The organism is Nocardiopsis sp. NPDC055879, assembly GCF_053615935.1.
The window spans coordinates 249,730-264,504 of sequence record NZ_JBSHCT010000002.1; the positions used below are offsets into that span (position 1 = coordinate 249,730).

Annotated in this window: 9 protein-coding genes and 1 riboswitch; of the genes, 7 read left to right on the plus strand and 2 right to left on the minus strand. The window is 68.8% G+C overall.

What is annotated here, in order from left to right:
- Window position 1 precedes the first annotated feature (1 nt).
- On the minus strand, window positions 2-1,918 hold the full coding sequence (treS, locus tag ACWGKS_RS03340) for a maltose alpha-D-glucosyltransferase (protein WP_358514366.1): 1,917 nt from the start codon (window positions 1,916-1,918) through the stop codon (window positions 2-4).
- A gap of 99 nt (window positions 1,919-2,017) precedes the next feature.
- On the minus strand, window positions 2,018-3,985 hold the full coding sequence (locus tag ACWGKS_RS03345; RefSeq protein WP_358514365.1) for an alpha-1,4-glucan--maltose-1-phosphate maltosyltransferase: 1,968 nt from the start codon (window positions 3,983-3,985) through the stop codon (window positions 2,018-2,020).
- 742 nt (window positions 3,986-4,727) lie between these two features.
- Between ACWGKS_RS03345 and ACWGKS_RS03350 the strand changes: the two genes are divergently transcribed.
- The 7 genes from ACWGKS_RS03350 (at window position 4,728) to ACWGKS_RS03380 (ending at window position 14,770) form a co-directional block, all read left to right on the plus strand.
- Window positions 4,728-6,893, plus strand: a complete 2,166-nt coding sequence (locus ACWGKS_RS03350) for a transglycosylase domain-containing protein (protein WP_358514364.1) — start codon at window positions 4,728-4,730, stop codon at window positions 6,891-6,893.
- Between the two features lie 75 nt (window positions 6,894-6,968).
- Window positions 6,969-7,076, plus strand: a riboswitch (TPP riboswitch).
- Window positions 7,077-7,150: 74 nt separating this feature from the next.
- Complete coding sequence (locus ACWGKS_RS03355; RefSeq protein WP_358514362.1) at window positions 7,151-7,792, plus strand: ECF transporter S component; 642 nt, start codon at window positions 7,151-7,153, stop codon at window positions 7,790-7,792.
- Window positions 7,793-7,794: 2 nt separating this feature from the next.
- Entirely contained in the window at window positions 7,795-9,336 is a 1,542-nt protein-coding gene (locus ACWGKS_RS03360) for an ABC transporter ATP-binding protein (protein ID WP_358514361.1), read from the plus strand.
- Entirely contained in the window at window positions 9,333-10,058 is a 726-nt protein-coding gene (locus ACWGKS_RS03365) for an energy-coupling factor transporter transmembrane component T family protein (protein ID WP_358514359.1), read from the plus strand. Before ACWGKS_RS03360 ends, ACWGKS_RS03365 begins: the two co-directional genes overlap by 4 nt.
- 51 nt (window positions 10,059-10,109) lie before the next feature.
- The gene (locus ACWGKS_RS03370) at window positions 10,110-10,910 is read left to right on the plus strand and encodes an enoyl-CoA hydratase/isomerase family protein (RefSeq protein ID WP_358514357.1); all 801 of its coding nucleotides are present in this window, start codon (window positions 10,110-10,112) and stop codon (window positions 10,908-10,910) included.
- A 390-nt stretch (window positions 10,911-11,300) separates the two neighbouring features.
- On the plus strand, window positions 11,301-13,556 hold the full coding sequence (locus tag ACWGKS_RS03375) for a protein kinase domain-containing protein (RefSeq protein WP_358514355.1): 2,256 nt from the start codon (window positions 11,301-11,303) through the stop codon (window positions 13,554-13,556).
- 434 nt (window positions 13,557-13,990) lie between these two features.
- On the plus strand, window positions 13,991-14,770 hold the full coding sequence (locus ACWGKS_RS03380) for an electron transfer flavoprotein subunit beta/FixA family protein (RefSeq protein WP_358515972.1): 780 nt from the start codon (window positions 13,991-13,993) through the stop codon (window positions 14,768-14,770).
- Window positions 14,771-14,775: the final 5 nt, after the last annotated feature.

The window sequence follows — 14,775 nt, forward strand, 5'->3', positions numbered from 1 at the left end:
GTCAGAGAGGCCTGGTTCCCTTCCCACCACGGTCCCGGCTCGCGCCGGCGGGCCGGTCGGTGGCTGTGCTGCGGTGGCCGGTGTCGAAGGAGTCCGGGGTGCTCAGTCCCGCCGCGGGGAGTCCGTACGAGGGCACGCCCTCGCCGTCCTTGGACCCGGTGTCGGACGTGCGCTCCGGAGGCAGTTGGAACCAGTAGAAGCCGTGGCCGGGGAGGGTGAGCAGGTAAGGCAGCTCACCGACCTCCGGGAAACGGACCCCGCCCACGCACTCCACCGGGCTCACACCCGCGTAGCGCGACAGGTCCAGCTCCACCGGTTGCGGGTGCTTGGACAGGTTGTTGACGCACAGCATCCGGTCGTCGCCGTGCTCGCGGATGTAGGCCAACACGCTCGGGTTGGTGGCGTTCAGTTCGGTGAACTCCCCGGTGCCGAACACGGGGTGCCGCTTACGGATCTGGATCATCCGACGGGTCCAGTGCAGCAGCGAACCGGGGTTCTCCCGCTGGGACTCCACGTTGATCGCCTGGTAGCCGTAGACCGGGTCCATGATCGGTGGCAGGTAGAGGCGGGCGGGGTCGCTGCGCGAGAACCCGGCGTTGAGATCGGAGTTCCACTGCATCGGCGTGCGCACGGCGTCACGGTCGCCCAACCAGATGTTGTCGCCCATGCCGATCTCGTCGCCGTAGTACAGCACCGGGGAGCCCGGCAGCGACAACAGCAGCGCGGTGAACAGCTGGATCTGGTTGCGGTCGTTGTCCAACAGGGGCGCGAGCCGCCGCCGGATCCCCACGTTCGCTCGCATGCGGGGTTCCTTGGCGTACTCCGCGTACATGTAGTCGCGTTCCTCGTCGGTGACCATCTCCAGGGTCAGCTCGTCGTGGTTGCGCAGGAAGATCGCCCACTGGCAGTTGCGGGGGATCGGCGGGGTCTGGGCGAGGATCTCCGAGATCGGGAAGCGCTGCTCCTGCCGGACCGCCATGAACATGCGCGGCATCAGCGGGAAGTGGAAGTTCATGTGACACTCGTCGCCACCGGACTCGAAGTCGCCGAAGTAGTCGACCACCTCCGAGGGCCACTGATTGGCCTCGCTCAGCAGCACCCGGTCCGGGTAGAGACGGTCGACCTCCGCGCGCACCCGCTTGAGGAATTCGTGCGTCTCCTTGAGGTTCTCGCAGTTGGTGCCCTCGCGCTCGTACAGGTAGGGCACCGCGTCCAGCCGGAAACCGTCGATCCCCAGGTCCAGCCAGTAGCGAAGTACCTCCAGGATCGCCTCCTGGACCGCCGGGTTCTCGAAGTTGAGGTCTGGCTGGTGTGAGAAGAAGCGGTGCCAGTAGTACTGGCCGCGCACCTCGTCGTAGGACCAGTTGGAGGTCTCGGTGTCGACGAAGATGATGCGCGCCTCGTCGTAGCGGTCATCGGTGTCCGACCACACGTAGAAGTCGCCGTAGGGACCGTCCGGGTCCTCACGGGAGGCCTTGAACCACGGGTGCTGGTCGCTGGTGTGGTTCATGACCAGGTCGGTGATGACACGGATGCCGCGCCGATGCGACTCGTCGAGAAGCTCCACGAAGTCGGCGGTGTTGCCGAACTCCGGGAGGATCTTGAAGTAGTCCGAGATGTCGTATCCACCGTCCCGCAAAGGGGACTCGTACATCGGAAGCAACCAGACGCAGTCGATTCCGAGCCACTGGAGATAGTCCAACTTCCGGACCAGTCCGGTGAGGTCACCGGTGCCGTCCCCGTTGGAGTCGAAGAACCCCCGGGCCAGTACCTCGTAGAAGACGGCGTGCTTGTACCAGTGGGGTTCACCGGTACCTCCCGAGGACATGAGCGGGCCGGTCGCGGCCCCGGTGGCCGGCGCGAGCGGACCATGTTCGGCGTGCTCGTGTGCGCCGGGTCCGGACTCGTCGTTGCTCATCTACTGCTCCCCACCAAAATGTTCGACATCGGATCAACAGGCGTGCGGGAGCCGGGCGGCGGCGGTGCTGTGACCGCCGCGTTCCGGTGCCCCGACCCGCTATCTGCCGCTGACGGTGAACACGTGCGCGGGCCCGGTCGCCGGGTCGAGCCGGACGTAGTTGTCGGCTCGCCATGTGTAGGAGTGGCCGGTCAGCCCGTCGGTCACCTTGATGTCCTCCTCCCACGTGTGGCCGATCGACGGCAGGTCGAGATGCACCGTGGCCTCATGGGTCCGGTGCGGGTCGAGGTTGACGACGACGATGACGGCGTCGTCGGGTTCACCACAGGCGCCGGGTCGGTGCTTGGAGAAGCAGACGATCTCCGGCCTGTCCACGTGGTGGAACCTCAGGTTTCGCAGCTCGCGCAGGGCGGGGTGGGCCCGGCGGAGCTCGTTGAGCCGGGTGATGAGCGGGGCGATGGTCGTACCGGAGGCGTCCGCCCCGGCCCAGTCGCGAGGGCGGTACTCGTACTTCTCCGAGTGCAGGTACTCCTCGCTGCCGGGTGCGGCGGGGGTGTTCTCGCACAGCTCGAAGCCCGAGTAGATCCCCCAGGTCGGGGAGAGCGTCGCGGCCAGCACCGCGCGCGCCTCGAAGGCGGGGCGGCCGCCGTCCTGGAGGTAGGCGTTGAGGATGTCGGGGGTGTTGGCGAACAGGTTGGGGCGCAGGTAGTGCGCGGTCTCCCGGCTGAGCTCGGTGAGGTAGTCGGTGAGCTCGTCCTTGCCGTTGCGCCAGGTGAAGTAGGTGTAGGACTGGTGGAAGCCGACCCTGGCCAGGGTGCGCATCATGGCGGGGCGCGTGAAGGCCTCGGCCAGGAAGAGCACGTCGGGGTCGGTGCGCGCGACGTCGGCGAGCAGACGCTCCCAGAACGCGACGGGCTTGGTGTGCGGGTTGTCCACCCGGAAGATCCGCACCCCGTGGTCCATCCAGTGCCGGACCACCCGAAGGACCTCGGTGTACAGGCCCTCGAAGTCGTTGTCGAAGCAGAGCGGGTAGATGTCCTGGTACTTCTTCGGCGGGTTCTCCGCGTAGGCGATGGAACCGTCGACCCGGGTGGTGAACCACTCGGGGTGCTCGGTGACCCAGGGGTGGTCGGGGGAGCACTGCAGGGCCAGGTCCAGGGCGATCTCCAGGCCGTGCTCGGCGGCCTCGGCCACGAACGCGTCGAAGTCGGCGATGGTGCCCAGGTCCGGGTGGACCGCGTCGTGGCCTCCGTCGGCCGAACCGATGGCCCACACGGACCCGGGGTCGCCGGCGCGCGCGTGCAGGGTGTTGTTCCGACCCTTGCGGTGGGCGGCGCCGACCGGGTGGATCGGTGGCAGGTACACCACGTCGAAGCCCATGTCGGCGATGGCCGGCAGCCGTTTGGCGGCGGTGGCGAAGGTGCCGGAGAGCTCCTGGCCGGGCGCGGTGTCGACCTGGGCGCCCTCCGAGCGGGGGAAGAACTCGTACCAGGAACCGAACAGGGCGCGTTCGCGGTGTACGACGACCTTGGTCCGCTTGGACCTGGTGACGAGCTCACGGACGGGGTCGTGCTCCATTGCGGAGACGACGTCGTCGGTGACGGCGGCCTCGAAGGCTTCCATGGGGGTCAGGGAGGTGTCACGCAGAACCTTGGCGGCCCTGGCCAGGTCGCGGTTGCGGGGGACGCGGCGGCCGGCCTTGGCCAGTAGGCGGGCGCCCTCCTCCAGGACGAGGTCCGTGTCGGTGTCGAGGGGGAGTTTCACGCGGGCGACGTGCAGCCAGGTGGTGAAGGGGTCGCTCCACGACTCGATGGAGAAGGACCACTGTCCCTCGGCGGGCAGGCTGATCTCGGCTTCGTAGCGGTCGGTTCCGGGGGATTTCTCCCGCATCGGGACAAGGGGCCGTCGGCGCCCTTCGGGTGAGTGGACGACGACGCCCGCGGCGAGGGAATCGTGCCCTTCGCGGATCACCGTCGCGCCGACGGTGAAACGTTCTTCGGGCACCGCCTTCACCGGGCCGAGAACGTTCTCTGGAGAGATATCGAGGATGGGCAGTCGTCCGATCACTGGCTACACCGTCATTGTCGTGGTTCGGGCGTTATGGGGCAGCACGCGGCGACTCGCGTGCGGAATTAATCGGAATTTAATCCAACGAAGAACGGGGTCAACGAAGTGCTGGATCGGAAACTGTCCAGATTGCGGCTTCGGTGCCCTCCGCTGTCTATCGTCGGTCCTCTAGTGGGGTTTGGAAGAGTGTCGGGGCCGGATAATTAATGTGATCCTCATCACACTGGCCTCGGTGGGATGGACCTGGTATTTGTCGGGTTTCACCCTGGGAAACCTCGCAAACCGGGCAGTTCGCCACTGTGGATTCTGGGGTTTCTGTAGTCGCTTTCCCGTGCCTCTTCGTGAAAAGTCGGTAAATTCTTCTCCCATGTTGTGCACGAGGTCCATGCGGGTAGGGATGAACGAATGTGCGCCGGGCAGGGCGAGGCGTATTCCGGACATCCCCATGTGTCCGTTGTGACCCACAGGGATCAATTGTCACGTATTCGGGGGAAGCGCTTCTCGCGCCGGCTGATTCGTCGGGACTCTCGTCTTGATGTCGAGATTAATTGCGACTGGTTCCTCGTGAACAGTCCACTGTGGCCGTGCTGTGGCGTTTCTGGGTGCTTTGCCGGGGATTGAGGAAGCTTTTCGGTGACACGCCCGATTTGACGGAGTTCCCTTTGCGGGCCGACTGCGAGTGTGGTCGACGCAGTGCCCGGTGCCACGTGGCACCGGGCCGCACACGGCCGTAGGGGGCGACGTGACGGAGTCCAGCCGTATTGGTCGGTTCGGGGACAGAGCCCGAGCCCTGGTGGAGGGCGGAACCGCGAAGTTGGAAGGGGGCGGCGGCAAGGAACGACGCGAGGCGATCCTGCGTCTGTCCGGACTCGGCCTCATCGCCGGGCTATTGTCGGCGGCCCTGGTCATACCCTTGGTCGGCGGTGCCGGGATCGTGGCCAGGGACGCCGCCGCGGGGTTCATGTCCCTGCCGAACCACCTCGACGTTCCGTACCCGTCGTCGCGCGTCCTGCTCACCGACGACTCGGGGGAGCCCTTCGGCGAGGTCGCCCAACGCGAACGCGATGTCGTCGACCTCGACGAGATGAGCCCCTGGATGGGCACGGCCCTGATGGCGATCGAGGACGACCGTTTCTACGAGCACAACGGCCTCGATCTGCGCGGTGTCCTCCGCGCCGCCATCCGCACCGCCCAGGGGAACACACAGGGTGGTTCGACCATCACCCAGCAGTACGTCAAGAATCTCCTCATCGAGACCGCCGAAACCGAGGAAGAGGTCGACCAGGCCAGCGCCCGGACGATCACCCGCAAACTCACCGAGTTGCGCTACGCGATCGACATCGAGGACCGCTACACCAAGGACGAGATCCTGCAGGGCTACCTCAACCTGGCCTACTTCGGGGCCGGCGCGCACGGAGTCGAGGTCGCCGCCGAACGGTACTTCTCGACCTCCGCCGCCGAACTGGACCCCGGGCAGGCCGCGACACTGGCCGGTCTGGTTCGAGCGCCCTCGTACTACGACCCGATCAACAACCCCGATGAGACCAGGGAACGCCGCGATCTCGTGCTGGACCGGATGGTCGCCACCGGACACCTCGACGCCGAAGAGGCCGCCGCGCACAAGGAGAAGGGCCTGGGAGTGGACGCCACGCCGCGCGGGGGCAGCTGCGCCGAGAGCGAGTACCCGTTCTTCTGCGACTACACGATGCGCTGGCTCCTCGAATCCGACCTGCTGGGCGACACCAAGGCCGAGCGCGAACAGCGCATCTCCCGGGGCGGCTTCACCGTCCAGACCAGTCTGCTTCGAGCGGCGCAGGACTCCGCCCAAGAGGCCATCGACCGCCGGGTCCCGCACGAGGACTCCACCAAGTTCTCCGCCCAGGCCATGGTCGAGCCCGGTTCGGGCCGCGTGCGAGCCCTGGCCCAGAACCTGCGCTACGGGTTCGACGACGAAAAGGTCGGCACCACCTCGATCAACCTGGCCGTGGACCAGGCCGACGGCGGTTCCAGCGGATTCCAGGCCGGGTCGACTTTCAAGGCCTTCACCCTGGCCGCGGCCCTGGAGAAGGGCCTGGGGTACGGCACCAGCTTCAACTCGCCCAAGAGCATGTCGGTCGGCGGCATGGTCAACTGCGAGGGCGGCACCATGTCGTCCTGGAACGTCCGCAACGCCGGTGAGAGCGACGAGGGCGGCCACAACATGCTCAGCGGGACCAAGGGGTCGGTGAACACCTACTTCGCCCAGCTGCAGCGTCGGGTCGGCCTGTGCGAGACCTCCGAGACCGCCGAGGCGGTCGGGATACACCGCGCCGACGGTGGCGACCTCGGGGTGTGGAGCTCCTTCACCCTGGGCGACCAGGAGGTGTCCCCGCTGAACGTGGCCAACGCCTACGCGACCTTCGCCGCTCGTGGCACCCGCTGCGAGCCGCGCCCGGTCCGGGCGATCCGGGACGACGGCACCGGTGAACGGGTCACCGCCGACTCCCACTGCGAACGAGCGGTGAAGAAGCAGACCGCGGACGGGGTCAACCACCTGCTACAGCAGCCCTTCAAGGGCGGCACCGCCAATGGTCTGGACCTCGGGCGACCGGTCGCGGGCAAGACCGGCACCACCGACGGCGCGGCCTACGCCTGGTTCGCCGGGTACACCCCGAACCTCTCCTCGGCCGTGGTCGTCGGCGACGTGCGCGGCGGCGAGGCGAACCCGCTGCAGGGCGTGACCATCGGTGGCCGCTACTACGGCATCGTCTACGGGGGCAGCCTGCCCGGCCCGATCTGGCAGGAGAGCATGCGGGGCGGTACCGCCGAACTGGAGGCCGAGGACTTCGCGGGCTCGCCCGGGGCCTTCGGCAACCCGGACGCCGAGCCACCGAAGTCCAAGGACGACGAATCCGACACCGAGGCCTGACCTGCGATGGAGTCGGAAGAATCGGGCCGTGGGATGGAAACATCCCACGGCCCTCCTTGTTGACGCATAATGGAGGAGAACCGACAGGGGAGCGCGTGAGCGCTGAGAGTGCGGCATCGGACCGCAGACCCTTACACACCTGATCCGGGTCATGCCGGCGAAGGAAGTCGTGGAATCCGTCATCTCCGTGCCGCCGGCGCGGGAGACGCTCTCGGCCGCATTCCCCTCGTCGACCTCGACGAAGGGACCTCATTTCGATGGGTATCGACACCGGAGCCGGGCACGCCGGTACGAGTCGTGGACTTCTCGGCCGGATCAAGGACTGGATCCGCGCCGAGTTCGGGGCCTGGCGCACCGTGGACATCGTGGTGGCCGCCGTACTCGGCGCCGCGGTGGGGGTGGTGTTCTGGCTGTGGGGCGTGGTCTGGACGATCACCGGACCGCTGTTCGTGCTCTTCCCCCCGGCACAGGCGATCCTCTACGGGGTCTGGCTGCTTCCGGGAGTCCTCGGCGGGCTGATCATCCGACGGTCCGGCGCGGCCGTGCTCACCTCCATCACCGCGGCCTCGGTCTCCGCGCTGCTGGGCTCCCAATGGGGCGTCACGGTGGTCCTGGAGGGCGCCATGCAGGGGCTGCTGCCCGAGCTGGTCTTCCTGCTCTTCCTCTACCGCCGTTGGGGCATGGGCGTGGCCGCGCTGGCCGGTGCCCTCGCCGGGATCTCCCCGGCCATCCGTGACGCCGTCGTCTACTACGCCACCTGGCCGCTGTCGCACCAGCTCGTCTACGGCGGCCTGGTCCTGGTGAGCGGCGCGTTGATCGCGGGGGTCGGCGGACGCCTGCTCACCACCGCCCTGGCCCGGTCCGGGGCCTTGGCACCCTTCCCCTCGGCCAAGGGCTGACCATGGCCGGCACGAACGCGCGCGGCGCGCGTGTGGAACTCTCCGGCTGGGGATGGAAGCACGCGGGCCGCGCCGCCCACGCCCTGCGCGGCGTCGACCTGCTCATCGAACCCGGGGAGCGGGTCCTGTTGCTGGGCGCCTCCGGCGCGGGCAAGTCCACCCTGTTGCACGCCCTGGCCGGTCTCACCGGGCCCGACAGCGCCATCGGTGGCGACCAGGAGGGCCTGCTCCGGGTGGACGGCGAGCCCGCCTCCCGGGGGCGCGGCGGTGTGGGTCTGGTCGCGCAGGATCCCGAGGCCCAGCTGGTGATGGCGCGCGCCGGCGACGACGTGGCGTTCGGCCCGGAGAACCTGGGGGTGGCACCGGACGAGATCTGGTCGCGGGTCGAACGTGCCCTGGTCGAGGTCGGGTTCCCCTATGGGATCGGCCACTCCACCGGTGCCCTGTCCGGTGGGGAGAAGCAGCGCCTGGTCATCGCCGGGGCACTGGCCATGCGACCGCGTCTGCTGCTGTTGGACGAGCCCACCGCCAACCTCGATCCGGTCGGGGGCGCGCTGGTCCGGGACCTGTTGGCCCGCCTGCTCACCGAGAGCGAGGCGACCCTCGTTCTGGTCGAACACCGCGTCGCCGAGGTCATGGACCTGGTGGACCGTGTGGTGGTGGTCGAACCCGGCGGTGGCGTGATCGCCGACGGGGCGCCGGCGAAGGTCTTCGCCGAGCACGGGAGGTCCCTGGCCGAACAGGGGGTGTGGGTACCCGGAGAGGAACCCTCACCGGACCTACCCTCGGCCCCCGGGGGAGCGCCCATGTTGGCGGCGCGGGGTGTGACGGCGCGGACCCCCTTCCAACTGGGCGTGCGGGCGGCCGCCCCGCGCACCGTCCTCGAAGACGTGGACCTGACCGTGCCCGCGGGGGCCGTCACCGCGCTGACCGGGCCCAACGGAGCGGGCAAGTCCACCCTCCTGACCCTGCTGGCGGGCCTGACCAAACCGCACCGTGGTCGGGTGGTGCCGCGCGGGACCCTGGCGGAGATCGACCGGCGTCCACTGGTCCGCTGGCCGGCCCGACGGCTGGCCCGCCACGTGGGCACCGTCTTCCAGCACGCCGAGGACCAGTTCGTGACCACCGAGGTCCGCGACGAACTCCGGTTCGCCCCGCTGCGGGCCGGTCTGAGCGATACGGAGACCGAGGGCCGGGTCGGTGAACTCATGGAACGGCTGCGGCTGACCCATCTGGCGAACGTGCACCCGTACACGCTTTCGGGCGGGGAGAAACGCCGTCTGTCGGTGGCCACCGCGCTCAGTTCCGGCCCCCTGCACGCCCCCGACGTCCTGGCCCTGGACGAGCCCACCTTCGGCCAGGACACCCGCACCTGGACCGAGCTCGTGGAGCTCCTCGCGGATCTGCGAGCCGAGGGCCGGGCCATCACCGTGGCCACCCACGACGGGCTGCTCCTGCGTCATCTGACGGACGTGCGGGTGCGTGTGGCGGACGTGCGGGTGCGTGTGGCGGACGGGCGCGCCGTGGCCGAGGAGGCCGAGTGAGCGAGGTCCCCCGGCTCACCGGACTCAATCCCGCAGCCAAACTGATCGCCGCCCTCGGCATCGGCATCGGACTCGTCCCCGCCGTGGACGTGGTCACCGGCGGCATCGTGCTGGCCGCCGTCCTGCTGTGCGTGCCCTTCAGCGGGGTGGACCGCCGCACCCTGCTGATCCTGGCCGGCCCCTTCGTGCTCATGGGTCTGAGCAGCGCCGCGGTCAACTACCTGTACGGCGAACAGGGCCTCGAAGGAGCCATCGGGGTGGCGGTGCGTCTGTTGGCCATCGCCCTGCCCGGACTCCTCGCCGCCATCACCAGCGACCCCACCGACATGGCCGACGGGCTCGTGCAAAGACTCAAGGTGCCCGAGCGCCCCGCCATGGGCGTGCTCGCGGCGCTGCGCCTCATCCCGCTGTTGGCCGACCAGTGGCGCACCATCACCCTGGCCCGTAGGGCCCGAGGACTGGAGGCCGGATACAACCCGCTGAACGTGGTCCGACTGTTCTTCGGCCGACTGTTCGCGCTGCTGGTCCGCGCCATCCGAATCGGTACCCTGCTGGCCACCGCCATGGACGCGCGGGCCTTCGGGACCGGGCCGCGCACCCACGCACGAGTCAGCCGCTGGCGTGTCGCCGACACGCTCCTGCTCGTGGGCGCCGCCCTGCTCCTGGCCGTCGCCTACACGGTCTCGGCCCGGCTCGGGACCCTGGTGCTGCTCTTCTCCTGACCCGCGTGGTTGGGTTGCCATCGAAACCGACACCGACACCGAGACGAAGAGGTGGACAACGTGGGCGAGTTCGTTCGCGTGGAGGCCGACCCGGAGAACCCCGCGGTCGCCGTCATCCGCATCGACCGACCCAAGGCGCTGAACGCGCTGAACGGACAGGTCACCAAGGAGATCGCCGAGGCCGCGGCCCGGGTGTCGACCGACGACTCCGTGCGCGCCGTCGTGCTGTACGGCGGTGAGCGCGCCTTCGTGGCGGGGGCCGACATCAAGGAGATGGCCGACCTCGGCCACGCGCAGATGCTGAACTACTCGCGCGCGCTGCAGAACGCGCTGACCGCCGTGGCTCGGATCCCCAAGCCCGTCGTGGCCGCGGTCAGCGGCTTCGCGCTCGGCGGCGGCTGCGAGCTGGCGTTGTGCGCCGACTTCCGGGTCGCCGGGACCAAGGCCAGGTTCGGGCAGCCCGAGATCCAGCTCGGCGTGATCCCCGGCGCCGGCGGGACCCAGCGCCTGCCGCGCCTGATCGGCCCGGCCAAGGCCAAGGACCTGACCTTCAGCGGCCGTCACGTGCGCGCGGAGGAGGCCGAGCGGATCGGTCTGGTGGACCGGGTCGTCGCCGACGAGGAGGTCTACTCGGCCGCCGTCGCGCTGGTCGCCGAGTACGCCGAAGGTCCGGCGATCGCCCTGGCGGCGGCCAAGGAGGCCATCGACCGCGGGCTGGAGACCGACCTCGACACCGGACTGGAGATCGAGCGCCTGCAGTTCTCCGGGCTCTTCGCCACGGAGGACCAGAAGACCGGCATGCGCAGCTTCATCGAGCAGGGGCCGGGCAAGGCGAGGTTCAGCGGTCGCTGAAGGATCTGAACCCGTTTCGGACGGGGTGCCACGGCGTTCGGACCGGCGCCCCGTCCCACGCTTGAACTTCCCTTTGCCACGTTTTGCCACGACAATGGACCTTCGTCATATTCAGTGGCGTCACGGGGGTCGGCCCGGTCGTCCGGATCCGGCCAGACGGGACGGGGGCGGGGGAACCGCGCACGCTGTTTTTCCGTCATACTCGTCATTGGTCGTCCCACGACGGACGGTTCGTCCGGAGTCCCCGGGGCGCGGTCAGCGCCTGCTCTCCGACGACACCAAAAGACCATACGAGGCCCCTCCGGGGTCGAACAAGCCAATGGTGACCCATCCCCCCGGCCGATAAGCTGGACGTGGTGGTATGCGGTCTTTTGAGGGGATGAGTTCTCGATGGCAATGTCGGCAGGTTTCCCCACGGGTGAGGAGCTGCCGGAGCGCATCGGCCACTACGTCATCCGCCGCCGCATCGGTGCGGGCGGCATGGGCGTGGTGTACCAGGCCGAGGACCCCCGGACCGACCAGTTCGTCGCGGTGAAGGTTCTCAAGCCGGAGGTCGCAGGAGACCACATCGCACGCGCGCGGCTCGCCCGAGAGGTCGAGACGATGCGCCGCGTGCAGAGCCCCAACGTGGCCGAGGTCATCGACGCGGACACCCAGGCCGAACTGCCCTGGGTGGTCACCGAGTACATCCCCGGCCCCACCCTGGACGCCACGGTCACCGACCACGGTCCCCTGCGCGGCCGCGCTCTGACCCGCTTCGTCGCCGGTATGGCCCGGGCGATCAAGGACATCCACGCGGTGGACGTGATCCATCGCGACCTCAAGCCCGGCAACGTGATCATCTCCAACGGTGAGCCGATCGTCATCGACTTCGGCATCGCGCACGCGGTGGACGGGGCCAAGCTCACCCAGACCGGCACGTTCGTCGGCACGCCCAGCTACCTGTCCCCGGAGGTCATCGAGGGCACCGACCTGGGCCCGGCCACCGACGTGCACGCCTGGGGTGGCACGGTGGCGTTCGCCTCGACCGGTCGCCCGCCCTACGGCGCGGGTTCTTTCGAGGTCATCTTCTTCCGGATCCTCAACGGCGAGATCGACCTGGACGGGATGCACGAGGCGCTGCGGCCCCTGGTCAACCGGGCGGTCTCCCGTGACATGCGGGCGCGTCCGACCGCGGCCGAGCTGGTCGCCGAGACGGGCCGGCTCAACCTGGACCTGCCGTGGCAGGAACCACAGATCGGCCCGATCGACCAGACCGGTGGGCACACCGTGCGCAGCCACACGCCCGGCCCGGGCGCGGGTGGAGACACGGGCGGTCGCGGAGGCATGGGTTCGGCACTGGGTGGTGCGGCCGCCGGCGGCGCCGCGGGCTACCTGCTCGGCAAGAGCGCCAGCGAGGGTTGGGGACCTCCGCACACCCGCGGCGCTCCGACCTCGACGGACAGCGCGTGGTCCAGCCCTTCCGCGCCGCAGACGAGCCACGCCCACTCGGGTGGTCATCCGGTCGACGACGAGGCCACGAACGACCTCGGCGGTGCGCGCTCGGGTTGGGGCGTGGACGACGAGGCCACGAACGATCTGGGTGGTGGGCGCTCGGGTTGGGGCGCGGACGATGAGGCCACCGACGACCTGGGCGCCATGGCGGGCACCGAGCGCATCGCCCCGTCCTCCTCCCAGGACCTGCACGACCCGCAGGGCACCCAACGGATCCAGACCGGGCAGGACGACGTCCTGGGCACCCAACGGTTCGACCCGGGCGAGTTGGCGCGGCAGCAGGAGGACCCGCAGGGCACCATGATGATGGGACGGGCGGAGCCTCCGCCGCGCGGGTCCGAGGGCATCCAGCAGACCCAGTTCTTCAACTCGCCGCTGGACCCCAGCGCCTTCGAGGACATCCTGACGCCGGTCGAGCAGCAGGGCCGTAGGAACACCACCCAGGAGTTCGACGAAGAGGACTACAACGAGCGCGGCGGGCTGCTGAGCCGCTTCAAGCGAGGCGGCGGCGATCGTCTCGGCGACTACTTCCGCGGCCACAACGCCGACGACGAGGGCGAGGACGAGTACTACGACCAGGCCTGGCGGATGCACCCGTTGGTGCTCATCCCGATCATGCTGTCGTTGGCGGGTGTGGCGCTGTGGTTCCCGTGGTTCGGGATCATCCTCGGCGTCGTCGTCATCGCCGGCCTGGGCGCCCTGGACGTGGTCAAGGCCGAGCACGCCCGACGTCTGCAGACCCGGGGGCGGCGCAACTCCGACGGCATGGTGGTGGCGCTCAGCTTCCCCTGGGCCTTCGGGCGCATGGTGTTGCGCACGGTCGGTTTCGGTCTGATCTATCTGGTGGCGGGCATCCTGGTCGGGATGGTCTACGCCACGATGATGGAGACCGGCAACGATGGCGCCAACTACACGGGCGCGTTCGCCGTGTTCGTGATGATCCTGCTCAGCTACATCATGCCGAGCGGGCGCGAGGCCAGGCACCAGGCGGTGTGGTTGGTGGAACGGGTCCGCTTCCACAACCTGTACCTGTACATCGGTGTGATCGTCGGCATCCTGCTGCTGACCCTGCTGATCCTGTCGATCGGTCTGGGTTCGGCTCCGATCTGGAAGATGGGACCGCTCACCGGCCCGGCCGACTGGTTCGGCTAGTTCGGTCGGCCCGGTTCGTGGGGACGCCCTTCCTCCTTTCGGAGGAGGGGCGTTCGTCCTTTACCGGTGCCGCGACGGCACTTCGACGGTGGTGCGCCCGCCGGGGGAGTGGGGCCGGTCACTAGAGTGGAGGGTGAAGCCACCGCCCTTTCGCCCGTCGTCCCTGGTGGGCGGCGTTTTGGAGGGGCCAGGGCGACTTCGGTCCGGCGTTCGGTCAGGGTTTCCTAAGTTGAACCCGGACGTCAGGGGTTGGCCTTCAAGCTACTAGCCAGTAACATCTGGTGTATGAGCACATGGCGGGCCATGTTGACGTGAACACGGGACCCGCCGTCGGATGACCGAACGGCATTCGGCATTGTTGGCAGTATCGGGGCGCGCCAGCGTCCACCCGCCTGACGGCGGATATGGGAGTGCAGGGAGGTCGGCCACCGGCCATGAATATTGTCGTTTTGGTCAAGCAGGTCCCGGACACGGCGACCGAACGGAAGCTCAACGCCGATGACAAGACGCTGGACCGCGCAGCGTCCGACGGTGTCATCAACGAGCTCGACGAGTACGCCATCGAGGAGGCGCTCCTCCTCAAGGAGAAGCACGGCGGCGAGGTCACCATCCTGACGATGGGCCCGGACCAGGCCACGGACTCGATCCGCAAGGCCCTGTCCATGGGCGCCGACAAGGCCGTCTTCGTCAACGACGACGCGCTGCACGGATCCGACGCCATCCAGAGCGCCTACGCCCTCGCGCAGGCCCTGGGCACCTTCGAGTTCGACCTGGTCGTGCTCGGCTCGGAGTCCACCGACGCCCGCACCGGCGTCATCGGCGCCGCGCTCGCCGAGTACCTCGGCCTGCCCCAGCTCACGCTGGCCGGCAAGGTCGACATCGACGGCGGCGCCATCAAGATCCAGCGTCAGACCGACTACGGCTACGACGTGGTCGAGGCTCGGCTCCCGGCGGTCGTCTCCGTCGTCGAGAAGATCAATGAGCCCCGGTACCCGTCCTTCAAGCTGATCATGCAGGCGAAGAAGAAGCCGGTCGACAAGAAGTCCGCGGCCGACGCGGGCATCGACACCGGCAAGGTCGGTCTGGCCAACGCCACCACCGAGACCGTCGACTTCGCCGCCGCGCCGCCGCGCGCCGCGGGCACGATCGTCAAGGACGAGGGCGACGGTGGCGTCAAGGCCGCCGACTTCCTCGCCGAGAAGAAGTTCGTGTAGGTAGA

Excerpts from the sequence above, each read along its gene's own strand:
- treS (WP_358514366.1), bottom strand. The coding sequence starts at position 1,918 with ATGAGCAACGACGAGTCCGGACCCGGCGCACACGAGCACGCCGAACAT.
- ACWGKS_RS03355 (WP_358514362.1), top strand. The coding sequence starts at position 7,151 with ATGGGTATCGACACCGGAGCCGGGCACGCCGGTACGAGTCGTGGACTT.
- ACWGKS_RS03360 (WP_358514361.1), top strand. The coding sequence starts at position 7,795 with ATGGCCGGCACGAACGCGCGCGGCGCGCGTGTGGAACTCTCCGGCTGG.
- ACWGKS_RS03375 (WP_358514355.1), top strand. The coding sequence starts at position 11,301 with ATGGCAATGTCGGCAGGTTTCCCCACGGGTGAGGAGCTGCCGGAGCGC.
- ACWGKS_RS03380 (WP_358515972.1), top strand. The coding sequence starts at position 13,991 with ATGAATATTGTCGTTTTGGTCAAGCAGGTCCCGGACACGGCGACCGAA.